Consider the following 23,279-nt stretch of genomic DNA (forward strand, 5'->3'; position numbering starts at 1 on the left):
CAGGCAGGAGGAATCTGACGGAAGGCGGCCGTCAGGTTTTGCCGTACGGCCGCGGTGCGTCAGGAACGGTCTGCCACGTCCGCAGCGATCGGGCATACCTGACGCATGCCGAACGACAGGACAGGCCTGACGGTGCGGTGAGGCAGGGCCGCCCGACGGTTGAAGGGGCGTCAGCTATAGCCTGACGGGCATGACCGACACCGCACCGGACCGGCCCGAGCTGCTCTCCCCCCGGGACGAGGCCCACGTCGCCTACGGCCTGCGCGCCCGGGCGGTCGGCGATCTCGCCTACGACCTGCTCGCCCACCCTGGCGACGACGGCACCACCGCCGTGCCGCCCGGCGAACGGGTCCGCCGCGCCCTCGCCCTGCGCGCCCGCCTGGACGCGCTGATCGCCCAGGCCGGGGTCGCCGACCGCGAGGACGGCGCCACCTGGACCGAGATCGGCGCGGCCGCCGGGATCACCCGGCAGGCCGCCCAGGAACGGTGGGGCCCGCACGTCGCCGCCTGGGCCGCCGCCGGCCGCCGCGCCGTGCACAGCCAGCACGGCCTGAACGCCCTCGGCGCCGCGCGCGGCCTCGACGTCGCCTATGCCCGGTTCGCTGCCGACCGGCCCGCCGACGCGTTCAGCCGCGCCCTGGACGCGGTCCGCTTCCCCGGCGCCGAGGCCGCCGAACGCGCCCGCCGTGAACGAGCCGTCACCGTGCGGGCCAGCCTCGCCGCTCTGGCCGATGCCGAGACCCGCCGCCAAGACCACCTGCACCGCCTGGCCCGCGACGGCGCCGAGCCCGGCGAACGCGCCGCGGCCCTGCGCAGCCTGGCCGACCTGCGCGAGGAGAGCGCCGAACGGTACGACGAACTCGCCGCACTCGAACCGGATCACGCCGACAGCCACCGCACCGCCGCCGCGCAGGCCCGCGACCGCGCCGCCCACGACCGCGAGTTCGCCCGCCTCCTCGCCCCGCAGAACACCCCCACCCCGGCACCATGACCCAGATCACACACGGCGGGGCGAGATTTATTGCCGGTCCAGGCCTGCCCCGCGACTGAGAGGTGAGTTCGCCCTCGACACAAGGAGCACCGCATCATGCAAGGCGACAGCCGTCACCTGGTCCCCCGTCCCGAATCTCAACTCCCTTATGCCGATCTTTGGGTCCTCGCAAATCAGCACGGCGACGTGCGGCTGGGAGAACCTTGGGATGGCGCATCTGTGTCCCGGGACGCCACTCCCGATGTGGTGAGGGCCCTCATGACTCGCGGTTTCGTCACCGGAGCTATGTCGGACACTGTCAGCCAATTCGCCATCGAGCTCATATCCGAGGACTCGGCCGACCCAGTGCAGTACTTCGGTGGACATAGCCTGGTGCTGCCACGCAGTCCGCGGTGGACGGAAGCCACGTCCACAGCTCTGCTCGGCGGTTGGTGCGATGAGCTGCTGGACACCGGTTACCTGCCGGCCACGGCGCTGAGTGCTCTGAAGGCAGAGGCCCGCGCTCTGCACCGGCAGCTGGTGCCGCTGCATATGCGGGGGACCCGGCACGGCCGGATGCTGTCCCTGGACGCCGACGTCGGCGGGGTGCCGCTGTACGACCTGGTCGCCACAGAGGTCGACTACCTGGCGCACACCGCGGGCGGGGTGTTCGAGGACGAACGCCTCAACCGTGTACTGCGCGGCCTCGACCCGGCCGAACGCGCGGTGGTCTTCGCGTACGCCGCGCGCGAGGGGACTACCTGGACCGAGGCCGCCACCATCGCCGGCGCGGCCAAGCCGGAGGCCTTCGGCGATCGGGTCCGGCGCAAGGTCAACCGCCTCGCCGCCGAACAGCGCCGCCGCGCAGCTCAGCGTCGCCCTGCTCCCCCGGCCGCCTGACACAGGCTCATCTCCCTCTCGCCGGACGGGATCCCCCATGCCGTGCCCGTGACTCTCGTCACGTGGACGTGGGTTGCACGGCTAGCCCACCACCGGCTCCGAGGTCCGGCGCCTGCTGCCTGAACACACTGAACGCGCAGCTCAGGGCCGCCCGGGCTACCGGCCAGAGGCCTCGTCGACAACTTCGCGCTGGAGACTTGCGCGGCTTACCTCCGGGTCCCGCACACTCCGGGCGCTGTCGGAGTCTCACCCCGCAACACACGGGGTGAGACCTGCCCACGCTCCACTCCGCATGCGAGACGCGCATGCCCGAACCCACGGGAGAGATCCGCCATGTCCACGCTCGCCCTGCTCGTCGCCGTCCTGCTCGGCCTGGCCTTCGTCCTCGTCCCCGGCGGCCTCGCCTACCTGGCGTACCGCCACCCCGCCGCCCGCGGTCCGATCGGCATCGGCCTCGCCGCCGTCGCCGCCATGGCCGCGATCGTCGTCCCGATCGCCCTCCGCTGAGCCCGCACCGATCGCCTCCCCGGCCTGGCACCCCATGGGGCCGTGCCGCCACGTCACCTGAACGTGTCTAGATTTCTGGCTCATTTCTCCCCGACCTAAACGAGAAGGGGTCCGGAGGAGCACACTGCCCGTGGAGACCCGGGAGAACCGGGTAAGAATCCGTCGGAAGGTTCTCGTGAAGATCACCATTGAGGGCGCGAGTGAGGAATTCGCCCGGGAGGTGCTCGCGCTCGCCGCGCAGCAGGGCGCGGACCTGACCGTCGCCACCGTACAGACCGGCTGGACCGTCGACCGCGCCGAACGCTATCTCCGCTCCCTCCCCGCCGGCGCCCGCCGGTTCGCCGAAATGGTCATTGTGGACGGTGACGGCTACCTTGAAGCCGACCAACTACGGTCCGTACTCGGCCGGTTGAACGGGCCGACAGTCGCTCTCTCCCGCGCCGTCCCGCGCGGGGTGAAGAAGGGGTGGTGGCCGGAGGGGACCCCGGCGCCGATCAACCCGGTATCCGACCCGGACAACCCGAGCTGGCACCAGAACATCGCCTACCGGATGGACACGGAGAACGTGCCCGTCTTCCGCGAGGCGCTCGCCCGCCTCGCGTTCACCCAGCGCGCCGCCTCCGAGACCACAACGGAGGGACAGGCATGAGCCTCCGCGTGATCCTGCTCGCGGTGCTGCCGGCCGGAGTGCTCGGCATCGCCGCGGCGGTCGCCGTGTGGCTGCCCGACGGCGGTGACCTGTCCTGGACGCGCTTCCTGCTCGGGTGCGCGCTCTGGCTGGCCATCCAGATCGGCGGCAGCGCCGCCCTGGGCTACCTCGTCGGGCGCCGCTGGGGGCTGAGCCGACTCAACACTGGGCGGCCCGCGGAAGCGTGAGGCATGGAGCCAAGGACACGCTGCTGCCCCCAACAGTCCCGTGCTGGTTCCGGGGGCGCAACGGCGACGCCGTTGTCAGTGGCTCCCAGCAGAATGTCGCGGACAGAGATGGCGATGCAGGAGTGACGTATGGGTACCTGGGATGTCGGTCCCTTTGACAACGACACCGCAGCGGATTTCTGCCGGGACCTTGATGAGGCGGCCGTAGGCGAACGCGAGGGCATTGTCCGCAGCACTCTCATACGCGTGATCGACACCGCGGGTTACCTCGAAGCCCCCGAGTCCGAGGAAGCCGTAGCTGCGGCCGCTCTTGTCGCCGCGCAGTGCCCTGGGGGTGAGCCTGCCGATCCCCTTTACGGGACGGAAGAGCCTCTTCCTGATCTAACCGGCCTGCGCGATCTTGCTCTCCAGGCCGTCGACCGTGTCATGACCGAGCCTTCGGAGCTGATGGACCTGTGGGCCGAGTCGGATGGCGGCCCCTGGCGCGCGAACATCCGGCGCCTGCAGAACGTGCTCCTGCCACAACCGCCCACAGAACAGCTCAGCCTGATCTGAGTGACCGTAACCGCTCCTCAACTCTTACCAGGAAGGCCGCCATGAGCTGGGACGTACTCCTCCTCCGCCTGCCCGACGACCTCACCTCCGTGCAGGAGATCCCCGCCGACCACACCCCGGACTCGCTCGGCCGACGACGCGACGTGCTCGCCGCTGTTACCCAGGCCTGTCCCGAAGCCGATCTCTCGGACCCCACCTGGGGCGAAGTTTCCGGCCCCACTTGGTCCATCGAGCTCAACATCGGCTCAGAAGACCCCGTGGAATCGATCATGCTCCATATCCGGGGCTCCGGTGACGACGTGCTGCCGCCCGTCTTCCGTCTTGCCGAGGCTCTGCAGTGCAAGGTGCTCGACTGCGCGGAAGGAGACCTGATCGCTCCGGGACAAACGTCAGGCTGGCGCACTTTCCAGCAGTTCCGCGATCGAGTGGTCGGACCCTCTCAGTGATGCCTCACGGTCGCAGCACTAGCATCCGTCCCATGCACCCTGAAGCCTGTTTGAGCCTCGAGGGCCTCCTGCCGCCCGGCCGGATGGTCACGTCCGACGAAGGCGACGGAGACGCACAGCCTCTGTGGCTCAGTGACGGGCCGGCCACGGCCGAGCTGTGGACGCGGATGCACGCTGAACACACACGCTCCGGTCTGTGGCCGCTACTGCTCGACTCGCTGGATCCGAACGACGGCGAATTCCGCCCATGGGGATCCGGAGAGGTCTTCCCCGAGCAGATGTCCTCCCCGGCAAGCCACGACCCTGCCGGCCTCCTCGCACAGTGGTGGGCGACCTACACAGCCGTCGACGAAGACGACGACATGCTCGACGCCGACAGGCGCCTCGCCGTCACGGCCCCCTTCGGACAGACCTGGCCCGGCCTCGCGCCCAGCCGGAAAACGGCAACGAACCCCGATCAACTGGCTGCCGAGTTCGCGCAGGCGTTCCTCGCCGACCGCCCACAGACACGTCTGGGGCTGGTCGCCGCAGCGTCCGGTGCGGAGGCGCTGACGGCCGGGGGCTGGGGTGGACCCTGCAACTACGACAACGACACCGCGAAATTCTCCGCCGTCGTCAGCGACTGGGAGCACCGGTTCGGCGTCCGTGTCATCGCGGTCGGCTTTTCCACGCTGCACCTCAGCGTCGCCGTGCCACCGGCGAATGAGCATGAGGCTCTCCTGGTCGCGGCCGAGCACTTCGCCTTCTGCCCGGACAACATCTGGCAGGGCAGCAGGCCCTACACATTGGCCGCGTATGCCGAGCGGATCACCAGTGCCCATCGCTGGAACTTCTGGTGGGACTGATCCGCTTCCCGGGAAACGCTCTCCCATCCCGAGCGAAGCGACCTTCGGGCGGTCCGTGCGCCCCGGCCGGCGCCCGGAAACAGCCGAGGCCATCTGGGCGCCGGGGAGGTCGATAACCTGTTCAGCCTCGTAGGCGGCTGAGTGATCAAGGTGAGGCGGTGCGGAAGGTGGGTGTCTGGGCGGTTGTCGACGAGGCTGACCGAGTTCAGTGGAAGATGCATCCTGGTGAGGGCGTTGGCCCGCTGCGGTTCGGTATGTCGCATGACGAAGCGGCCGCAGCAGTCGCAGACGTATTGAGCCCTCTCTGCACTCGTGGGGCTTCCACCTCAAGTTCATCGATCATCAATGAGTGAACATACAGCCACTTACAGTCACCGAGGTTGACTTATGCGGGGGTCCAGCTGGTGCAGACCTGGTCGTGCCCGCGTTCCCAGCACGCGCGTACACGCTGGGTCTCGGTGCGTGGAACCATGGCCGTGTGCTGGTCATGCCCGTACTTGACCTTCATGGACTCCGACGCGCCCCCCTCGACGGATACCGTCACTTTGTCACCGGACTTCACGTAGTCCCCCCACGCTTTTGCCCAGGCAGCCTCGCATTTGCTGTTCCAGCGGACCTGTACCGTGATGGGCCCTGGAGACGGCCGATCCTGTTCCCCGACGGTCTGCACGCCCACCTTGCAGTAGTCGTTGGGCTCCTTGCCCCGGCAAGAGGTGAGCGTGCATGAAGAGGACGGATGCTTACCCGGGGACATGGTCAGGACCACTGCCACCGCAAGGAGGACAGTACCGAGCGCAGAGGGGATAAGGAATTTCGGGTTCCGGAAACGCTTGCCGCGGGATTGATCTTCGGCTGCTGTCACCGCTGGACCTTCTTGCTGGAAGCGGTTCTCCCAGGCCGACCGCCACTCTTCCCACTCGCTATCAGGGGCGGACCCGATGGCCCTGGCATACGCTCTGGCGAAAGCCTCTGTCGGTGCGGTCTTGGCTGTGAAAATGTTGCTGACGGTTGCCTCAGAGCAGGCCGCTTGCTTCGCAAGTGTCTTCTGTTTCGTAGGAGTGCTCCTGAGCGCTTCCTTCTTCTGCTGTGCGAACTTGCGATAGCCGGGAAGTGCTTCCTGCGACCCCATCCGGGATCCCCCCCTCGCCTGCCCTGGGTGCCGGTTCTCCCAGGTCAGATCCCCCGTGAACATTCATGAACTCTTTACGCCAGGCTGAGCCTTGACCCAATAGTGCCACTAACGGAGCGTCATGGTGTACGAACCGGCGGTTACTTCGCACGGGGCGGAGTGACGCCGACAATCCTCTGGGGGAAACGTGGCACTGATCTTCCGAAGCGGGACGGCGGCGCGGGGGCTGAGGGCAGCCAGTTGCGGGGTCCTGGCTGCTCTGGTCCTGGCCGGGGCGACGGCCTGCGGATCCGGGACCAAGTCCGATTCCGGCGCGAAGCACATCGCGGCGGTGGCGGAGGCCTCCTCCGCCCTTCCGCCGGCGGGACCGCTGGAGAACTGTGGTGACCTGCACACCGGCTCGCGGGGCGCCTGCGTGCGCGTGCTGCAGCGCTACCTCAACGATCCGCACGCGCACTACCAGTGGGACGGCGCCGGTCTCGCCGTGGACGGCGTCTACGGGTCCAAGACGGCAGCGGCGGTTCAGGCGTTCCAGACCTATCTGTCGCTGCCCGCGACCGGGATAGCCGACGCGCAGACGCGCTCGTACCTGGCCAACGGCTCTCCGGCTGCGTGCATGGACACGCTGGTCGGCATGGGGTCGGCCGGGCCGTGCGTGGTCACTCTGCAGAACTACCTGTCGCGGTCCGGGCACCCGCTGACGGTGGACGGGATCTTCGGGGCCCGTACCCGGGATGCCCTCAAGGCGTTCCAGAAGGACATGGGCCAGGATCCTGACGGCATCGCCGGTCCCCTGTTCTGGGGCCCGATCTCCGGCGACTGAGATTCCCTCCTTCGTCGGGTGCAGGCCGAAGTCCGTCTGCACCCGACGAAGGAGAAGGGGACGTCCTCTGTCCCCCAGGAGGTTTCGGTTTCTGTAGTGACGCCTGGTCGTCTTTTGTGATGCCTGGACGTCTGAGGTAAGGAAAAAGCCGGTTCCCGTTTCCGGGATACCGGCTTCCCGCGGTCCTGTGCGCCAACACGAGTCCGCTTGTTTCCCCTTGTGCCGTGGATTGGAGCCAGTAGCAATCGGGGTGCCTACGATCCTACCTCTCGGCAGGCCGCAGCTTTCTGACCACAGTGACGGGCCCGTGCGGCCAGGTCAAGCAGTCAATTGGGACAGCCCCGCACCAACGAGCTGCTCTTGAGGGGGCAATCGACTGCCGCACACGCCTTGAGCTGCGGGAACTCCGCTTCATGAAGCGTTCAGGAAGTTTCATGAACGGCGCTGATCTCTGCACATCAGGGATACCGCTGCACCAATCGCCTCTGACGCGGAGACGTATTCAACTCGACTACCCATAAGGGGACTTGTCTGCAATCCTCGAATCCGTACGGATTGTCACCCCCACAGTGGCGCCAACCGCTTTGGCAGTCCGTCGATCACCTGGAGCCAGTAGCGCGCCGGGTGCCCCCGTGGAAAGGGGTCCCGGCAGGAGGGGCTTTTCATGAGCAACAAGAACCGTGCGCCGGAAGCATCCGGAGCGGCGCAGGAAAAGGAAATCGGTTCCGGCCGTGGACGCCTGGGCGGTGCCGAGGCGGCCGTGGTCATCGTGGTCATCGTGGTCGCGGCGTTCCTGGTGGTGCTGGGCCTGCCGCTGGGCGCCGTCCTGAAGCTGATCCTGGGTGCGGGCCTGGCCGCGGCTGCCGTCGTCGCAACCATCACCACCGGAAGCTCCAGCCGCCTGCGGGCGGTGCTGCGTGCCCTGTTCAGCCCGTCCGACCCGACGAGCTGACGGGCCTCTGGCCATGGGGCGGCAGGAGAAGCCGATCAACAGCGCTGTTCCTGCCGTCGTTGTTCTCGCGGAGTTCCTGCGAGAACAACGACGGCAGGCCGGCGAGCCGGCCTACAGCCGGCTCGCCGGGTTCAGCAGCTACGACAAGACCACCCTGAGCCGGGCCGCTTCGGGCAGGACGACTCCCGGCGAGGACACCGTTCTCGACTTCGTCCGCGCCTGCGCTGCCGTGCAGGGCCACAACCCCGACGAAGCCCTCGCCGAAGCCCGACGGCTGTGGCGCGTGGCCCGGTACGAAGAACGAAAGGCCGCCAGCGGCGCTCGGCGGCCCAAGGCTCCCCCGGTCGAAGTCATCACCGACCGAGCCGAGATGAGCGCGGCCCTGTGCGAACTGTACGAGCAGGCCGGAGCCCCCTCGTTCCAGCGGATGGAGGTACTGGCCGGCGGCTACGGAAGACTGCCGCACAGCACCGCACACCGCATCGTCCGGCAGGGAAGGCTGCCCGGCAGCGTGCGCCAGCTCACGGGGTTCCTTGACGCCTGTGGCGTCAAGGGAGCCGAGCAGCAGCCGTGGATCGACAACTGGCACAAGATCCTCCAGGACAGCACCGCCGCGACTCCTCGATCCCCGCACTCGGCCGCTGCGGCCGAGCTGTACGGGCCGGCCCTGCTGGGCAAGACCTCCCGTGCCGACCGTGCACTGTTGCGGAGGAAGCCCTCGCCTTGGAAATCAGGACAGACTGCGATCAGTCAATACACCAGGCGCATCATCAGGCACTGAACTTCCAGCAACAGTTACTTGTGGCTAGAGACCGCCGGCACATCCGACCGCGATGCGGCGGGGCCCGGCGGGGCCGGTGGCGTAGTCGGTGAGGTTGTCGAGGAGTTCGCGGGCGCCGGGGGTGGCGAGGACGACGTCTTGGACGTGGGGGTGGTGGCCGTCCAGGTCCAGGATGGTGCGGGCGGCGGCGGGGTCGCGCAGCCGGTCGCGTACGTCCTCGATGCGGTCGGCACGGGGCAGGACCGGGCGGCCCTGAGAGTCGGTGTCCAGGTGCAGGAAGCCGAACGACACCAGCTCGATACGCGGGGCAGTGACGGGGGCCGGGGGGCGGGCCGTCGTGTCAGTCACGGTCGCTCCCGTCGACGGGGTGGGTGTAGCGGATCGGCTTGCCGAGGCTGCGGGCGTAGGCGATCTCTCGGCGGGTGCTGTCGCCGATGTAGCCGCCGGGGTTGACGACCAGGACCTCATCGGCGAGGTCGATTTTCCGCAGGTGCAGGGTGTCGAGCATCCGCTTGACGCGGTCGGCCTGCTCGGGGGTCGCCCACAGTGGATGCGGCTCCCTGAGGTTGCAGCCGGGGGCGAGGACGATCCGGTCGGCGATCGTCTCGTACAGGGTCGCCTCGGCGAACTGCTCCCAGAAGCGGGTGGATCCGCACAGGACGACGATCGGCGGGCGGGAGGTGCTGCTGGTGTCGTGCATGGGGTCCCTTCGGGTCGGGGTGCTGTGATCTGGGAGGGGCGGCCCGCCGTACGTCGGCGGGCCGCCCTGGTGGTCAGGAGGTGAGCCGGTACAGGGCCGAGGCGGGGCGGATGCTGTGGCAGTCGACGGCGGCGTCGGCGATGTGCGGCGAGCGGCCGTGGGTGGGGGCCAGTTCGGTGAGGATCTCGATCAGGGCGTCCTCGGTGTCGAGGAGGATGTCGACGTAGCCGCGTCCGCAGGTGCAGGGCACGACCAGGGTCAGGGCGTCGAGGGCTCCGTCGTCCACGGTGATGCGCAGGGTGTGGTGCAGCCATGCCCCGCCGTCCAGCCAGGCAACGGCGGCCGGTTCGAGGCGGCGGTCGCCGTCGAGGGTGACGGAGGGGTAGCCCTGCCAGTCGCACGCGTCGACCACCGCGGCGAGGGTGTGCGCGTAGGCGGTGTAGACGTGGTGCGCGGCGGCGGTCTCGGCGTCCTCGCGCTGCTCGGTCTCGTCAGGGCCGACGGTGTCGGTGGCAAGGGCGAGCAGGACCGCGAGCGGGCTGTCCGACGGGTACGGGCGGGTGCTGGTCATCGTGTCTCCGATCGAGTGGTGGGGACGGTGCTGACGAGGAATGTGGCCAGGGCGCCGGGGTGGGCGGAGGCCTCCAGCGCCCACAGCCGGACCGGGAGGCCTTCGGCTGTGGTGTCGATGTACTCCACTCGCCACCACAGCCAGTCCGGTGAACCGGCCTCGCAGGGGCGGGTGGTGCCGTAGCCGCTGCCGCCCGTCCAGTGGGCGGGGGCGCCGAGGGCGCGTGCCCAGTCGTGCAGGGCGCGGGTGTCCGGGACCTGGATCAGGGCGGTCAGTCCGAGGCCGGGCACGTCGATGGCGTCGACGGAGTCGGCGGGGAGGTGGGGGTGCGCGGCGAGCAGGACGGCCGCGGCGCTGCTGGGTGCCGGGTGGGTGCTGTCGGGGGCGGTGGTCGTCTGGTCGGTCACGAGTCGGCTCCCACGGTCAGGTGGTGTGCGGTGCGCGGGGAGCGGGGCCGGGGAGTGCGCAGGGCGAGGGCGAGGGCCTCGCGGTTGTGCCGCTGCTGCTCGGGGGTGAGCGGCGTGGGCTTCGGCCCGCTGCGGTGCCAGCACGGGGAGGCCGGCGGTTCGGGGTAGGCGAGGGCGCGGTCACGGTTTCGCGGGGTGCTGCTCATGGGTGAGCTCTCCTTGCGTCAGGCGTGGGCGCCCAGGTCGGTGGTCTTCTTGGGCTGGGGCCCGGCGTCGGAGGTGAACCGGCCCAGCCGTGCTTCCACGGGGTGGGCTGCGATCCACGCTTCCGCGCAGGCCTTGTGCACGGGCTCTTCGGCGTGGGACCGCATCGGCGTAGGCGCGTCGCACAGCACGCACGGCTTGTCCCGCTGGTGGTCGAAGTGCCGGCCGTCGCCCCAGTCGAGGAGGGCGCCGGGCGGCGGCACCAGACCCGGCGCGCACGGCTTCTTCTCCTTGCCTCGGGGGCCGGTCATGGCCGTAGGTGGGGCAGCTGCTGGAGCACCTGCTCCACCAGATCGGGTGTCGGTTTCCAGGGCCCCAGCTGACCGCTGGCGGGAATGGGCAGGGGCAGTTCCTGGGCGTCCGTGAGGACCAGGTGCCATGAGCCGGGCTCCGCCCACTGGGTGCACGGCCTGCCGTCAGGGTCCTGGTGGCAGTCGGTGAGGCGGGCGACGCCGATCACAGCACCGGTCACCAGCTCGCGGCCCCGGATGGTCCGGCCGATGAGTGGAATCCGCAGCGCGGGCAAGTCGGTGGTCTTGCCCGCGTGCAGGAGCATCCAGCCGCGCCAGGACCACGCCTTGGGCCGGTTCTCGATCGTCTTGGCCCCGATGAGCACGCATGTGGCGTACGGCTGCTTGATGGTGATCCCCCGGATCCAGTCACCTTCGGGAGGCGTGCCAGTGCTCATGAGGCCTGCCTCCACATGGCGGTGCTCGGGCGGGCGGCGCGGTTCTGGTGGGCGAGGACGTTGATCCAGTCGGGTCCGAGCCGGGCCGCCAGCCGGTCGCGTAGCTTCGTGCGCTGCCGAGGGGTGGTGCCCGCGAAAATGCCGACCGGGGTGAGGGTCTTGTTCACCAGCGCCCACAGCAGGCAGTCGGGGGCCAGCGGGCAGCGGGAGCAGGCGCGGCGGGCCCGCATCAGCTCCGGCATCTTGCGGTTGCAGTCGCCGTACTCGAAGTCGAACAGCTGCGGGGTGAGCTGGCACTGCGTGGGCGTCTGGCTCTGGGGCTGGGGGAACTGGGGGTGTTCTGTGCCGTGGCGGTAGATGGTCACGCGGCCCTCCCGGCGGTCGTGGTCACCAGGAGGGCGCGATGCCCGGGGCGGGCATGAACGCGTAAGGCGAGGGTCATACTGGGGTCTCCGTCTCGTCTAGTACGGGATGGGTGGACCCCGGGGCAGGCGATGGTTTGGACGCCTTGACGTCTGCCCCGGGGCGTCTCTACAGGGCGAGGCCGGCGGCGGCGAACGCGAGCAGGAGCAGCGCGCCGAGGATCAGGTCGACCGCGCGGCGCAACATGACGAACTTCCTGACGGCGATGCGGGACAGGACGCGGATGCGGGCGGCGCGGGTGTCGCCGGTCATGCTCGCGAGGATCAGCTGGTCGTCCAGCAGGCGTGCCCAGTACGGGAATGAGGCGCGGTCGGCGCCGCTGAGGCGGGGCCGGACGACCAGGAGCAGCAGGACGGCCGCGAGCGCAAGGGCGAGGACGGCGAGGCCGCCGGCCACGGCGGTCAGGACCGGCAGGTGGTCGTCCACGAGGGAGCCGAGGCCGGCGAGGACGGCGCCGACGAACGCCAGTAAGAGGCTGGCCTTGCTGTCGGTTCGGGTGATCTTCGCGTCGGTGTCGCGGACGGCGTCGTCCAGGGCCTGGTCCAGGCTGTACGACGTCACGGTGCCGGTGTCGGGCAGAGTCGTCACGGCGGTGTGTCCTCTCAGGTCAGGCGGCGAGCCGGTGGGCGGCGGCCGCGGGCAGGGTGTAGGTGGTCGGGTCGGCGGGGGTGCCGTCGTGGCACTCCAGGCAGCTGCCGATCGTCTTGAGCGGGAGGCAGAAGTCGTACCGGCGGCGGCACTGGGGGCAGGTCTGCCGGGCGGCCATCGCGCGGTCCAGTGCCCACTCCTGCGCGAGGGTCGGCATGCGCTTGGGCACGGCAAGGCGCAGGTCGTAGAGGTAGGCGCGCTGCGGGTGGGTGCACGAGTACTGCGGGGTGTAGCGGCATTTGGCGCAGCGCAGGATCCCGGCCAGCTGCTGGCCGCCCTTGCTCAGGTTCCGGGCGCGCAGCTGGCGGCGGGTGAGGAGGTGGTCGGGGCAGGCGCCCCGGTCGTACTCCGGCAGGCCCTGCGCGTCGCGCGGTAACCGCATGGTCTCGGCGCGGCGGCGGCGCTTGGCGGTGTGGGGCATCACCGGCTCCAGGCTGCGGGCAGGGTCAGCGGGCGGTGTGGGTAGCGGGGGCCGGGGCGTTGGGGGCGAGGCCGGCCGATCCGGCGGCGCGGGCGGGGAATGAGCACGGTCGAGTTCCTCCGGGCGTCGGTGAACAGGCGCGCCCCCGCCGGCCTCGGTGGCTGGCGGGGGTGCGGGGCGGTAGCCGGGTCAGGGGTGGGCGGGGGCCGTGTGCGTGCGCTGCGGGCCGGGCGTGGTCGGCGCGGGGGTGCTGTGAGCCGGGCCTGGATGCTGCGGCTGGCTGGGGGAGCCGTGCAGGTGGCTGCCGATCCAGTAGCCGATCAGCAGTCCGGCGACGCCGTAGACCTTGTGCCGGTTCGCTTTCCACCAGGTCGGCGGGGTGGGCTCCGAAATCGGTTGCGGCGGGAACGGTGAGTTCGGTGAGGATGCGTCCATGGACGGTGCAAAAGACGACGTGAACCAGGCGATCGCGGCCGAGTTGCAGCTCATGGATCCGCGTGTCCGCGCTTCTCGGGAACGTGCCGCACAGCTTCTCGACCCGGAGTTCGTGGAGGTCGGCGGGTCGGGGCGGCGATGGACGTACGAGGCAATGCTCGCCGAACTGCCTGACCATCCGGGCAGCTCGGCGGACGGCCTCCGCTATGAGCCCTCGCAGATCTCGGGAGTACTGCTCGCGCCGGGCCTGGTGCATCTGACCTTCGAGACCCTGCTCGGAGAACGCAGGACCAGGCACAGTTCGATCTGGCGTAAGAGGGACCACGCCATAGGCTGGCGGATGTATTACCACCAGGCCACGCGCGTGCCACCCGGAGTGGATTAGGACCACCGGCACCTCGCCGACGAAAGTGACACCTTGCCGACGACCGCCCCGCGGGAACACCCACGACGCTGTTGGCCAAATCAGTTCGATCTTGTGGTGAGCCCGCGCTCGCCACAAGATCGGACTGACTCAGTGCCGTGGGGCTGCGAGGATGCGCTGTGTGGTTACGGATGCGGAGTGGGAGCGGATTCGAGGGAATCTGCGCTTCGGGCAGGTCTTGCGGGGCACTGTCGTGAAGGTGCCCAGACCTGGGGCGATCGGGATCTTCGTAGACATCGGCTTGAGCGTCGGAGGCTTCGTCGACGTCCTGCTGTTGCCGGAACAGGCAGAACAATGGCCCACCGAAGGCACCATCACTGACCTCGAGGTTTGGTGGGCAGACAGCCGTCAGCAGCTCCGGCTGAAGCCGTCCGATCCGGAGTACTTGCGGAAGGACTTCGCGGACTTCACTGCCCGTGTCAGACCGGGTTGGCCAGCCGACATCGGCCAACCCGTTCGCGACAGCGGGTCGGTCACTGCGCATGAGCTTGCTTCGCTACTTGATCGGCAGGAGCGCCGCGAAGTGTGAGACGCGGGTGCGGGCGCAGGGCGTTTGAATGATGTGGGCGTTGATACGGGCGAGGTTGATCGCGGCGCCCGTAAGTTGGTGCTGAAGGCTGCCTCACGACCCCAACCAGGTCGTGAAGGCCGACGTCACGCGGCGCCTTGAATTCGCCAACAGCGTCGAACACTCACCGGCGGGGCGTCGCCGTCACAACTCGTCAGCACCGTGAACACCGCCCTCGTCGGCGTTTTCAACGCCGGGCAACACCTTTCCGGTCCTCGCCCGCCCGCCGGGGCCAGGGCCGGGCGGGGTGCCCGGATGTCAGGCGTGGGTGTCGTGTCGGCGCAGGCTGCTGGCGAGGTCCAGCAGAACCGGCCACAGTCGTTCTCCGGCGTGTCCGTATTCGGGCGCCACGACGGAGACGTATGTGCTGTGTGCGACCTGGTCGTAGAGGCAGGGGGTGAGGCCGGGCCACTGGCGGGCCATGTCCTGCGGGCCGATTCGGCGGCCCGTCCACGCCGTGGCGTGGCCGGCGCAGGTCGTCACGGCCATGAGGGGTTCCGGGCTGCCCTCGCAGCCGTAGTCGATGACCCTGACGAGCATCCCGGCCTCGGCGACGGCATCACGGAGGCGGGCCAACGCGACGGCATCGGTGACGACCAGGTCGACCATGGCGCGCTGCTGCCACCACTGCCCGTCCACGCCGGTGCCGGCCAGGCCGGGCTGCGACTGGGTGGTGATGTACCCGGCGCGGCACAGCGCGGCGAGGGTGGGCACCAGGTGCTCGGTCTCCTCATCCGGGCCGTGGCGCAGGGTGTAGCCGGGGCGGGAGGAAATACGCCGCTCCAGCCACTGGGCCATCAGCTCGCCGAGGTCGGCGACGGTGCGGGCGGAGCGCCAGCGACGGCGGTCACTCCAGCTCATCCATGGAATCGGCATCGCGTACGTCTCCAGACAGTCGAGGGCGGGAGGCCCGGATCAGCGGCCGTCGTGGCGGGGCCGGTTGACGGCGATCACGCCCTTGGCGGTGTTCGTGGTCGTGGTGCTGAGGTCCTGGTGGACGGGGCCGGAGTAGTGGTGGTGGTGCTCGGTGTGGACGCCCTTGAGACGGCTCAGCAGGGCGCCGGCGGAGAGCAGGACCGCGACCGGAGCGGACGCGCCGATGGCGAGGTTGACCGGGTTGACGGCATCGAGGGTCCACAGGAGCAGGCAGGTGATCCCGCCGACGGGGACGGAGGCGACGCTCCCGGCCAGCATCACGGTGCTGACGTCGACGGCGCGCTGGCTCATGGGCGGCCGGCCCGGCTGCGGGACGGGCGGGGTGGTGCCGTAGGCGGGGAGCGGGGTGGTGTCCCGGTGGAACGTCGCGGCCGGTGCCGGGGTGGGCGGGGTGAGGTCGGGGCGGTAGGCCTCGGTGATGAGCCGTTCGGCTTCGGCGGCCGCGGCGGTGGGGGACAGGGGGCGGGTGGTGGGGTCGTACGTCATGGCGGGTCTCCATCCGGGGCCGGGAACGGGTGCGCCCTCCCCGGCCGGGGAGGGCGGGGAGGGCGCAGGGGGAGGGGGCGGCTGGTCAGCTGGTGAGGTGCTTGATCTTCTCCAGGGCCTGGCGGGCGGTGGTGACGCTGTCGCGGCGGGCCGCGGGCTGCCGGCTGCTGCGGCGGCGCGGGGTGGTGTCGTCGTCTTCGTCGCCGGGCTCGGGGCCGAACTCGCCGGGCCGGGGTGGTTGGGTCCAGTCGAACCACAGGTCCCTGGCTTCGAGTTCGCGGATCTCGTGGTGGGTGAGTCCGTGGACGGTGTCGGAGAAGAGGTGATCGATCGGGGCGCCGAAGTCCATGTACAGGGTGCGCAGGACCTCGGGGTGCTTGCTCTCGATGATCCATCCGGCGCCGCCCGTGTTGGAGTTGGACGGCGGTTCTGGCTGCCCGGCCATGATCCGCTCGATGCGGCCGGCCTCGGCCGGGGTGAAGCTGCGGGGCAGCGGTTCGGGGATGTCCTCCGGGGCGACTCCCAGGGACTTGAACATGTCCATGATTTTCTTGGGGGCGACCTTGAGGACGATGGGGATGCAGTTCTCGCGCAGGTTCTCGCACAGCAGCTGCGTGAACCCGTCCTGCACGTAGACAGACTGGCCGGCGACCGTCTCGCCGATGCCGTACTTGCGGCCCTTGACCGACACGGTCTCCGTGTTGGTCATCAGCTCTGTCCCATACGTTTCGTCGCGGGCGGCGGACAGGAATTCGTCCAGGTAGGCGGAGAGCGGCCGGTAGGGGCAGCCGGGCCGGTTGGGGTCCCAGTCGTGGCGCTCTCCGTCTTCCCACACCATCTCGCCGCGGATCTCCATGAGGGCGACCAGGGCGCGGGACATGCGGACCATGTAGAGGGCGCCGACGCCGTAGCGGTCGCAGTGCTCGCCGAGCGCGGCGGTCTTCTCGTCGGGTGCCTCGGTGGCCAGCCACACCACCTTCCCGAACAGTGAGTCGGCGGCGACGAACAGGCCCATCAGCTGGGTCTTGCCGCCGCCGGAGGGGGCGGTGATCAGGCCGTGGGCGGCGCCCCGGTCGGTGTAGACGCGTTGGCGGGCGGGTTGCCCGTTGGTGAGGAATCCGCACACCCAGCGGCCGTCGGCGTCGGGGGTGAGCAGGTCGCGGGTGGCCGGGTAGACGGCGGCGAGCGGCGAGCTGTCCCAGACGGCGACCAGGATGTCGGCGCCGTCGACGGTGGCGAACACGCGGCCGTCGTCGTAGGCGGCGCCCATCGCGGTGGCCAGCGTGGGCAGGTCGATGCTCGGCTCGTGGTGCGGGTCGTCCATGCGGGCGAGGACGAACGTCACGCCCCGCGCGTCGTCGCGGACGCGGTCGACGTAGACGGATCCGGGGATCGCACCGCGCTGGTGGCCGATCGTGTCGGCCCACTTCTGTGCGCGGGTCGGTGCGGTGCGGCGGCGCAGGGCGGCGTCGGGGGTGATGTGAACCTCCAGCCAGCCCGGACCGCCCTGGCGGCCCGGCAGCTGCTCGACGGCCGCGAGACGGATCGTGCCGGGGGCGTCATCGATGCCGAACGCCGCGGCGACGGCTGCGGTGGTCAGTGTGCCGATGGGGCGGCCGTCCTCGGCGGCACGGAGCAGCATCGTCAGGTCGTGGGGCTCGCCGTCGTGGGGGATGGCCTTGACCACGATGGTCTTGCCGGGGTTCCCGGCGCGCTCCCACAGCTGGCGGACTGCGCGGGTGAAGGTGCTGGCGCCGTCGTCTTCGACGGCCGCGGGCTGCGGGGCGGGGGCGGCTTCGGCCAGCTGCGGGGTGGGGGTGGCGAGGGCGGGGCGGTGCCGGCGGCGGGTGAGCCGGGAGAAGGGGAGTACGGTCCATCCGGCGGCCAGCCACCCGGCGGCCAGCCAGGCGTCCAGCCCCATCGGTCCCCAGCCGGTGGTGTGGTGGGCGGCGACGTCGACGGCGGCCGCGAGGACCAGCGGGGACCAGCGCAGCAGTTTGCGGCCGGTGCCGGGCTCGTCGCTCTTGGCGGCCAGGAAGGTCCCGGCGGCGCCGACGGCGCCGGCGAGCAGGATCGAGGTGTTCACGGCGCCGTCGGGGGCGACGTTGGGGGCCACGGCCAGAGCCGGGGCGGCCAGGGTGTAGGCGAGGCGTTCCAGCACGACGGGTCGCGGCGAGGACACGGCGGGATCTCCTGAGAGGTCGGGGAAAGACGGCGGGTGGCCCCGCTGCTGCGGGACCGCCCGAAAACGGGGAAGGGGGTGCAGGGGGTGGGGTCAGTCGTCGAAGAACGCCGGTTTGGGGGTCCGGTAGCGGCGGCCGGAGCGGACGCGGTCCAGCCCCTCGTAGAGGCGGGCGTGGGTGGTCCTGGTCTCGTGGGCCTTGGCGGCGGCGTCGCGGGCCCGCGCCACCAGGTTGCGGACGGCGATCTCAGCGCCTCCGAGGGCCACGGACACGGCGTTCTGCATTTCCACGAACACCGGGTCGAGTTCGGCATGCGCGATGTGGCCGGCCAGAACCTCGGACTCCCTCGCGTTCAGCTTCATGCGGAGCTGAAGTTGCTCCAGTTCCGAGTCGGCGCTGTCCAGTGCCTGCCCGAGCGCGAAGAGTTTGGCCTGCACGGCCTTGTAGCTGTTGTCGCCGTCCTGGGGTGGCGGCACCTGGGCGCTGTAGGGGGCGGGAGTGCCCATCTCGGGGGTCCTTTCTACTCGTGGTGGACGGCTGCGGAAGCGTGGGCGAGGCCGGCGTTCTGCTTGGCCTCCCTGTCCTCGCCGTAGACCTTGCCGACGGCGCCCGCGACTTCGACGGCGGCCTCGGCTGCCGCCTTGCACTCCGCAGCGGCGTTCGTGGCGTCGCTCTTGAGCTCCTTGGCCGCGTCGGCGAGGTCCTCGAGGAGCGCCGTGACCAGCGAGTCGATCGCGTGGTCGTCGGCGAGGTCGGCGGCCATGTCCCGCAGCGCGTCGGCGACTTTCTCCAGGGCCGTGGCGAGGTCGTGGGCGGCTTCCTTGTCCAGGTCCACCAGAACCGCGAGGTTCACGATCCGGACCAGGTACTCCGTGAACGTGATGTTGGTGGCGTGCTTGGCGGGCAGGGGGCCCGCGGCGGGCGCGGTACGGGCGGGGCGGGTGTCGGGCACTGTCGTGTCCTTCTGGGGTGTGGGGCTGGGCCGGGTAGTGCCGGGCCGCTTGATGTCCTGCTGCGGGATGGACGGTTCGCGCCGCTTCCTCGGGGCGCGCGGGAGGCCGGCGCGGCGGGCCCGCCACGTTCCGAAGGGGTCGCCGGGGTCGTCGACGATGACCGCGTCGGCCACGTCGTCCTCGCCGGGCGGGGCGGTGTCGGCGGGCTGGGGCGGGCGGCCGGGCCATTCCGCCGTCGGCGGGGTACGGTCCCGGCCGAACGGGCTGTCCGTGCCACCGCTGTCGTTGCCGTCCTCGCCGGGGCCGGAACCCTCAGAGGGCCCGTTCCCGGGCTCTCCAGCCATGCCCGGGCCAGGGTCACCCGCCCCGTCTCCGGGGCCGTCTGACGGGCTTCCAGGCGGCTTCTCCTGGGGGTTCGACGGGGTCTCTCCCGCGTCCTTGTCCTGGGTCTTGTCCCCGCCGCTGTCCTTCGGTTTGCGGGCTGTGCCGGTGTCGGCGCGGCGCTTGTTCCAGCGCTGCTGTGCCTCATCGGCGATGGCTTCGCCGAAGGTCGTACGGTGCGCGCGGTCCGCTGCCCGCGCAGCGTCCTGCTCGCGCCGGCGTTTCTTCTCCTGGCGGCGGGCGGCCTTCTCCTTCCGGAGCTGCGCCCGCTCCCGCACGCCCCGCTCGAAGTCGCGGTCCTTGGCGCGGTCGGCGAGGCCAGCGGCCTGCCGGTCAGCACGCCCCTGATCGCGGGCGGCCTGACGGGCGGTGCGGCGGTCCTGCCGGCCGCGGGCCCGTTCCGCGCGCGGGCTGACCGCCATGTCCCGGCCCGAGCCGCGCCCGTCCCTGGAACCGGCGCCGGGCCCCCGGCCGCCGGAGCCGTTCGCCCCGCCGAAGCCGGAGCCCTTGCCGCCGTTCCTCGAACCGCCGCCAGCTCCACCGCCGGAACCCCGGCCGCCCGTACCGCTGTTACCGCCCGAACCCTTGCCGCCCCCGGGGCCCTTGCCGCCCGAGCCGCTGGAGTTGGGACCGGACGTGCCGCGCCCTGCTCCACCGCCACCGGAACCGCGGCCGCCACCGGGCTTGCCGCCGCCAGGTCCCGACGATCCGCCGGAGCCGCGCCCCGAACCGGAGCCGCCGCCCCGGCCGGACCCGCCACCGCGGCCCTTGTCCATGCCCAGTCCGGATCCTGCCCCGCCCGCTCGGGAAGCCTGTGCTTTCAGGTGGGCGGCACGGAGTTTGTTGTGCGCTTCGGCGAGGCTGGTTTCACGGGCTGTCCGCGCTTCCAGGAGTGCGACCTTCCGCGCTATTTCCGCCTCACGGAATGCGGCTTCACTGTCGTGCCGCTCGCGCGCAATGTGCAGCCGGAGTTCCAGCCAGTCCCCGAGACGGTCGGCGAGAGAACGAGGCTGCTCATATTCCCCTTCCTCGTATTCTCCTTCGTCTCCGTCGGGCGGATCGGGGGCCGGGATTCCGTCCGATCGGAGCGAATTCATCGGATCCGGAGCCGCTGGAATACGAGGGATTTCCAGCGTGGTCTCTTCCTCGGATTCCGGGGGAATGTCCGGAGCAGGGAAAAGACGGCCGGGATCCGCGAGGTCCGGCGGCCGGTTCAGCACCGTGTCCGGAGCGGGGAAATTGATCAGCTGTCCAGCGCTCTCGTCGTCCTCCGACACGGCTCACCTCCAATCTCGATCAAGCCTTGACAGCGGGTCACCGCCTCGCGTACGCGTGTGCGCGCCTACGCGTCTGCGTGTCTGCGCGCCTGCGCGTTAGAACCGCCGAAGGGGGCCGCCGCGGACTGCGGCGGCCCCCTTCACGGGTGCGGCTGGTTACTGGGTGTGCTTGGTGTAGACGGCGTTCAGATCGTGGGCGATGGCCCGCAGTTTCTGAACGTCTCCCTTTTTCAGCGCCTTTTTCCCGAGCGTCTGAATCAGCATCAACAGGAAGTAGAAGGCCCCGAGATCCTCGCCGTGTGTCCGGACGAATCGGTCTCGCTGGCCGACCAAGTGCTGATGGGAGCGATGCGCCGTGATTTCGGACCGGAGAAGCGGACGGCCGCTCACGCGGATTCCCGGTTCCGCCCGAGGTCATAAATGGACGCAGGACTACTGTAACCATAGCCGGGGGCCTGCTGTCCACCCTGCGGAGAAGAATTCTGCGCCGCCCGAATCTGCGGATTCTTTTTCCGCGCCTTTTCCAGCGCCTTTTGCTGCCGCTCGCCGGGCAATTTCTTAACCTTGTCGGCGAATTCGTTGCGCTTGTAGGCGGTGGTCTCCAGTCCCTGCGTCAGGCCGTCCAAGTTCTTCTGCACGGCTTTCAAGGCCTTTTCCACCGGCTGCGCGCGCAGCCGGGCGTGATACCAGCGGTCGCCGTCCACGTGGGTGGCGCGCAGGTGGATGCGGGTCTCGCGGGCCAGCAGCTCCAGGTTGTCGCCGATCTCCAGCAGAACCCGCTGAACATCGGCCAGGTAACGGGCGGTTGCCTCGGGACTCTGCGCCACATCGCGCAGGGGGGACGGGCGGTTCATCGGGTCGTTGCTGTTCACGGTGGGACTTCCTCCTGGTGTACTGGGGGCTCTGTGACTGCTTCCGGCAGTCGCAGCGAGGGCCAGCCCAATTGCCGTGGGCTGGCCCTCACTGGTGTGTGCCGGACGGTGCTGCGGGTGGGTCACTGCTCGGGGCGGTAGCCGCTGGCGAGCAGTTCGGCGGCCTCCTGGCGGTACTCGGAGGCGGTGCCGGCCGACGTGACGCCCAGCTCGCGCTGGATCTGTGCGAGCGGCAGCTGCTCGGCGATGCCGTCGGCGGCGAGGATCATCCGGGCGACCCTGCGGACCGCGCGCTGGCGCGGGCTGAGCCGGGCGGCGTCCTCGGCTTCGACCGCACGCCGCTCGATTTCGGCGGCGGCGAGCCGCTTTTCGGCGGCACGCAGTTCGGTTTCGGCTTCGCGCTCCCGAGCGTCCTGCGCGTTGGCCCGGGCAAGGGCTGCGCGCTCCTCTTCATCCGCCGTCTGCCGGTCGGCTTCGGCGGCACGGCGGCGGATTTCGGCGGCAGCCTTCTCGGCTTCGGCGGCGGCCTTGTCGGCTTCGGCAGCGCGCTTGCTGGCCTCGGCGATCTCGGCTGTCTCGATCGCCTGAGTCTGCGCCGCGGCGGCCCGGTCGGCCTCCGCTGCCTGCTTCCGCTTCTCGGCTGCCTGGCGCTCCAGGTCGGCCGCGCGGAGGTCGGCGGCGGCAGCGGCCTCGCGTTCGTCGGCCGTCTTACGGTCGGCGGCGGCCTGGCGGGCGCGGGCCTCGGCGAGCAACGCAGTCTCCATAGCGGCCTCTTCCTGCTCGGCGGCCCGTTCCGCGGCGTTGACCTGCGCACGGGCGTGGGCGCGGGCCTGGCCGGTCTCGGCGTCTACGCGGGCGCGGACGGCCTCCAGGCGGCCCGCCGACTCCAGCCGGGCGGCCTCGGCCCGTGCCTGTGCTTCTTCCTGGCGGATCTGTGCCTCCAGGCGCCGGCGCTCGGCTTCCTCGGCGCGTTCCCTCGCCTCCCGTTCCTGCCGTTCGGGCAGGGCCAGGGCCTCGGCGACGGTGTAGCCGTAGGCGGCCATCGTCATGGGCAGCCGCTCATCCTCGCTCGCCTTGTCCAGGTCGCCGTTGTACTTGCGGCGCAGCCACTGCTCGTAGCCCTTGAGGTCCTGCTCTCGGCGGGTCATCTCCGGGTAGGAGGTGACCCCGTACAGGCGCATCCGGCGGTAGATCCGCGGAGTGCCGAGCGGGCTGAGGATCCAGCGGTGCAGCGGGATCCGGTCGGTGGCCGTACCGGCTTCGAGCTGCGCCTTTGCGATGAACAGGCGGCGGGCGGCCTCGACACCGATCACGAACAGCAGCGGCATGACGCCGTGGCTGGCGGCCCGGACCGGGTCAGCTCCGATCTCGCCCTGACTGGAGGCGTTGAACCAGATCGTGGCGCCGGTCATGGCGTGCGCGGCCATCCGCAGCAGCGGCCACGGGGTGCTCTTGCGGATCAGGTAGAGATCCAGCGCCAGGAACGCGATGATCGACGCGTCCACACCGACCGGGAACCACGGCGCGAGCCGGTGACTGAATCCCCAGCTCAGCGCCACTTCGGAGAGCGTGCTGTAGGACATCGCGAAACCGATGACGCCGACCAGCGTGCCGCCGAGCGCGGCGGCCACCGACAGGGCGGTCATCAGCCGGTCCCGGCGGGGCGGGTCCGGGTTCCGGTTGTCCGTCTGCGAAACGAACTCCGGCGCTCCCGAAACGCGGCCGGGTGCGCCCGAAACGGGGGTCGGTGGAGCCGAAACGGGGGTGTCGGGTACCGCCTGGTGCGGCAGGTCAGTGATCGTCATGGGGACCTCCAGAAGGGGGGTGTTCAGGGCGCGCCCGAAACGAATCCACCCGC

The 23,279-nt window shown here is 70.3% G+C and carries 33 protein-coding genes; 13 read left to right on the top strand and 20 right to left on the bottom strand.

Annotation, left to right across the window (positions count from 1 at the left end):
- Positions 1-190 precede the first annotated feature (190 nt).
- From AB0G52_RS37100 to AB0G52_RS37135, 8 genes are all read left to right on the top strand, one after another.
- On the top strand, positions 191-991 hold the full coding sequence (locus AB0G52_RS37100) for a hypothetical protein (protein WP_361343068.1): 801 nt from the start codon (positions 191-193) through the stop codon (positions 989-991).
- Positions 992-1,276: 285 nt separating this feature from the next.
- Positions 1,277-1,870: a hypothetical protein gene (locus AB0G52_RS37105; RefSeq protein ID WP_361343070.1), complete on the top strand. Its 594-nt coding sequence runs from the start codon at positions 1,277-1,279 to the stop codon at positions 1,868-1,870.
- Positions 1,871-2,203: 333 nt separating this feature from the next.
- Complete coding sequence (locus AB0G52_RS37110) at positions 2,204-2,377, top strand: hypothetical protein (RefSeq protein WP_361343073.1); 174 nt, start codon at positions 2,204-2,206, stop codon at positions 2,375-2,377.
- Between the two features lie 175 nt (positions 2,378-2,552).
- Positions 2,553-3,026, top strand: coding sequence for a hypothetical protein (locus tag AB0G52_RS37115; RefSeq protein WP_361343076.1), 474 nt, complete (start codon positions 2,553-2,555; stop codon positions 3,024-3,026).
- Positions 3,023-3,253 carry a hypothetical protein gene (locus AB0G52_RS37120; RefSeq protein ID WP_361343079.1) on the top strand — a complete coding sequence of 77 codons (231 nt, stop codon included), beginning with the start codon at positions 3,023-3,025 and terminating at the stop codon, positions 3,251-3,253. The genes AB0G52_RS37115 and AB0G52_RS37120 overlap by 4 nt, the downstream gene beginning before the upstream one ends.
- Before the next feature lie 129 nt (positions 3,254-3,382).
- Complete coding sequence (locus AB0G52_RS37125; protein ID WP_361343081.1) at positions 3,383-3,808, top strand: DUF4259 domain-containing protein; 426 nt, start codon at positions 3,383-3,385, stop codon at positions 3,806-3,808.
- Between the two features lie 41 nt (positions 3,809-3,849).
- The gene (locus tag AB0G52_RS37130) at positions 3,850-4,254 is read left to right on the top strand and encodes a hypothetical protein (protein WP_361343083.1); all 405 of its coding nucleotides are present in this window, start codon (positions 3,850-3,852) and stop codon (positions 4,252-4,254) included.
- A gap of 32 nt (positions 4,255-4,286) precedes the next feature.
- Positions 4,287-5,099, top strand: coding sequence for a DUF4253 domain-containing protein (locus AB0G52_RS37135; protein WP_361343085.1), 813 nt, complete (start codon positions 4,287-4,289; stop codon positions 5,097-5,099).
- Positions 5,100-5,484: 385 nt separating this feature from the next.
- Here the strand turns inward: AB0G52_RS37135 and AB0G52_RS37140 are convergent, their stop codons facing one another.
- Complete coding sequence (locus tag AB0G52_RS37140; protein ID WP_361343088.1) at positions 5,485-6,228, bottom strand: DUF2690 domain-containing protein; 744 nt, start codon at positions 6,226-6,228, stop codon at positions 5,485-5,487.
- A 187-nt stretch (positions 6,229-6,415) separates the two neighbouring features.
- On the opposite strand from AB0G52_RS37140, the gene AB0G52_RS37145 reads away from it, so the two are divergent.
- The 3 genes from AB0G52_RS37145 (at position 6,416) to AB0G52_RS37155 (ending at position 8,784) form a co-directional block, all read left to right on the top strand.
- Complete coding sequence (locus AB0G52_RS37145; RefSeq protein WP_361343091.1) at positions 6,416-7,051, top strand: peptidoglycan-binding protein; 636 nt, start codon at positions 6,416-6,418, stop codon at positions 7,049-7,051.
- A 664-nt stretch (positions 7,052-7,715) separates the two neighbouring features.
- Positions 7,716-8,003 (top strand): hypothetical protein, encoded by a 288-nt coding sequence (locus AB0G52_RS37150; RefSeq protein ID WP_361343094.1) that lies wholly within the window; start codon positions 7,716-7,718, stop codon positions 8,001-8,003.
- 13 nt (positions 8,004-8,016) lie between these two features.
- Positions 8,017-8,784: a hypothetical protein gene (locus AB0G52_RS37155; RefSeq protein WP_361343097.1), complete on the top strand. Its 768-nt coding sequence runs from the start codon at positions 8,017-8,019 to the stop codon at positions 8,782-8,784.
- A 24-nt stretch (positions 8,785-8,808) separates the two neighbouring features.
- Here AB0G52_RS37155 and AB0G52_RS37160 read toward each other — a convergent pair whose 3' ends face one another.
- The 11 genes from AB0G52_RS37160 to AB0G52_RS37210 form a co-directional block, all read right to left on the bottom strand.
- The gene (locus tag AB0G52_RS37160) at positions 8,809-9,132 is read right to left on the bottom strand and encodes a hypothetical protein (protein WP_361343100.1); all 324 of its coding nucleotides are present in this window, start codon (positions 9,130-9,132) and stop codon (positions 8,809-8,811) included.
- Entirely contained in the window at positions 9,125-9,484 is a 360-nt protein-coding gene (locus tag AB0G52_RS37165) for a hypothetical protein (RefSeq protein ID WP_361343103.1), read from the bottom strand. Before AB0G52_RS37165 ends, AB0G52_RS37160 begins: the two co-directional genes overlap by 8 nt.
- 73 nt (positions 9,485-9,557) lie before the next feature.
- Positions 9,558-10,055 (bottom strand): hypothetical protein, encoded by a 498-nt coding sequence (locus tag AB0G52_RS37170; RefSeq protein ID WP_361343105.1) that lies wholly within the window; start codon positions 10,053-10,055, stop codon positions 9,558-9,560.
- On the bottom strand, positions 10,052-10,462 hold the full coding sequence (locus AB0G52_RS37175; protein WP_361343107.1) for a hypothetical protein: 411 nt from the start codon (positions 10,460-10,462) through the stop codon (positions 10,052-10,054). The genes AB0G52_RS37170 and AB0G52_RS37175 overlap by 4 nt, the downstream gene beginning before the upstream one ends.
- Positions 10,459-10,668 carry a hypothetical protein gene (locus AB0G52_RS37180; protein WP_361343109.1) on the bottom strand — a complete coding sequence of 70 codons (210 nt, stop codon included), beginning with the start codon at positions 10,666-10,668 and terminating at the stop codon, positions 10,459-10,461. Before AB0G52_RS37180 ends, AB0G52_RS37175 begins: the two co-directional genes overlap by 4 nt.
- Positions 10,669-10,686: 18 nt before the next feature.
- The gene (locus AB0G52_RS37185; protein WP_361343112.1) at positions 10,687-10,977 is read right to left on the bottom strand and encodes a hypothetical protein; all 291 of its coding nucleotides are present in this window, start codon (positions 10,975-10,977) and stop codon (positions 10,687-10,689) included.
- The gene (locus tag AB0G52_RS37190) at positions 10,974-11,414 is read right to left on the bottom strand and encodes a hypothetical protein (RefSeq protein ID WP_361343115.1); all 441 of its coding nucleotides are present in this window, start codon (positions 11,412-11,414) and stop codon (positions 10,974-10,976) included. The genes AB0G52_RS37185 and AB0G52_RS37190 overlap by 4 nt, the downstream gene beginning before the upstream one ends.
- Complete coding sequence (locus AB0G52_RS37195) at positions 11,411-11,779, bottom strand: WhiB family transcriptional regulator (RefSeq protein WP_361343117.1); 369 nt, start codon at positions 11,777-11,779, stop codon at positions 11,411-11,413. Before AB0G52_RS37195 ends, AB0G52_RS37190 begins: the two co-directional genes overlap by 4 nt.
- Positions 11,780-11,945: 166 nt before the next feature.
- The gene (locus AB0G52_RS37200) at positions 11,946-12,425 is read right to left on the bottom strand and encodes a Pycsar system effector family protein (protein ID WP_361343120.1); all 480 of its coding nucleotides are present in this window, start codon (positions 12,423-12,425) and stop codon (positions 11,946-11,948) included.
- Positions 12,426-12,444: 19 nt separating this feature from the next.
- Entirely contained in the window at positions 12,445-12,906 is a 462-nt protein-coding gene (locus AB0G52_RS37205) for an RRQRL motif-containing zinc-binding protein (protein ID WP_361343123.1), read from the bottom strand.
- A gap of 189 nt (positions 12,907-13,095) precedes the next feature.
- On the bottom strand, positions 13,096-13,341 hold the full coding sequence (locus AB0G52_RS37210; RefSeq protein WP_361343126.1) for a hypothetical protein: 246 nt from the start codon (positions 13,339-13,341) through the stop codon (positions 13,096-13,098).
- Here AB0G52_RS37210 and AB0G52_RS37215 point away from each other — a divergent pair.
- Positions 13,340-13,726, top strand: coding sequence for a nuclear transport factor 2 family protein (locus AB0G52_RS37215; protein WP_361343129.1), 387 nt, complete (start codon positions 13,340-13,342; stop codon positions 13,724-13,726). The genes AB0G52_RS37210 and AB0G52_RS37215 overlap by 2 nt on opposite strands.
- A 160-nt stretch (positions 13,727-13,886) precedes the next feature.
- A complete protein-coding gene (locus tag AB0G52_RS37220) occupies positions 13,887-14,294 on the top strand; it encodes a hypothetical protein (protein ID WP_361343132.1) in 408 nt (135 codons plus the stop codon).
- Positions 14,295-14,591: 297 nt separating this feature from the next.
- Here the strand turns inward: AB0G52_RS37220 and AB0G52_RS37225 are convergent, their stop codons facing one another.
- The 8 genes from AB0G52_RS37225 to AB0G52_RS37260 form a co-directional block, all read right to left on the bottom strand.
- A complete protein-coding gene (locus AB0G52_RS37225; RefSeq protein ID WP_361343135.1) occupies positions 14,592-15,194 on the bottom strand; it encodes a hypothetical protein in 603 nt (200 codons plus the stop codon).
- A 54-nt stretch (positions 15,195-15,248) separates the two neighbouring features.
- On the bottom strand, positions 15,249-15,755 hold the full coding sequence (locus AB0G52_RS37230) for a hypothetical protein (RefSeq protein WP_361343138.1): 507 nt from the start codon (positions 15,753-15,755) through the stop codon (positions 15,249-15,251).
- A gap of 85 nt (positions 15,756-15,840) precedes the next feature.
- Positions 15,841-17,937, bottom strand: coding sequence for a chromosome segregation protein ParM (locus AB0G52_RS37235; protein WP_361343140.1), 2,097 nt, complete (start codon positions 17,935-17,937; stop codon positions 15,841-15,843).
- Positions 17,938-18,030: 93 nt separating this feature from the next.
- A complete protein-coding gene (locus tag AB0G52_RS37240) occupies positions 18,031-18,444 on the bottom strand; it encodes a conjugal transfer protein TraB (protein ID WP_361343143.1) in 414 nt (137 codons plus the stop codon).
- A 14-nt stretch (positions 18,445-18,458) separates the two neighbouring features.
- Complete coding sequence (locus AB0G52_RS37245; RefSeq protein ID WP_361343146.1) at positions 18,459-20,048, bottom strand: ATP/GTP-binding protein; 1,590 nt, start codon at positions 20,046-20,048, stop codon at positions 18,459-18,461.
- A gap of 657 nt (positions 20,049-20,705) precedes the next feature.
- On the bottom strand, positions 20,706-20,939 hold the full coding sequence (locus AB0G52_RS37250) for a carbohydrate ABC transporter (RefSeq protein WP_361343149.1): 234 nt from the start codon (positions 20,937-20,939) through the stop codon (positions 20,706-20,708).
- On the bottom strand, positions 20,936-21,421 hold the full coding sequence (locus AB0G52_RS37255; RefSeq protein WP_361343152.1) for a hypothetical protein: 486 nt from the start codon (positions 21,419-21,421) through the stop codon (positions 20,936-20,938). Before AB0G52_RS37255 ends, AB0G52_RS37250 begins: the two co-directional genes overlap by 4 nt.
- 122 nt (positions 21,422-21,543) lie before the next feature.
- Positions 21,544-23,226, bottom strand: a complete 1,683-nt coding sequence (locus AB0G52_RS37260; RefSeq protein ID WP_361343154.1) for a DUF2637 domain-containing protein — start codon at positions 23,224-23,226, stop codon at positions 21,544-21,546.
- Between the last annotated feature and the right edge of the window lie 53 nt (positions 23,227-23,279).

The organism is Streptomyces sp. NPDC021562 (assembly GCF_040640875.1).
GTDB lineage: Bacteria > Actinomycetota > Actinomycetes > Streptomycetales > Streptomycetaceae > Streptomyces.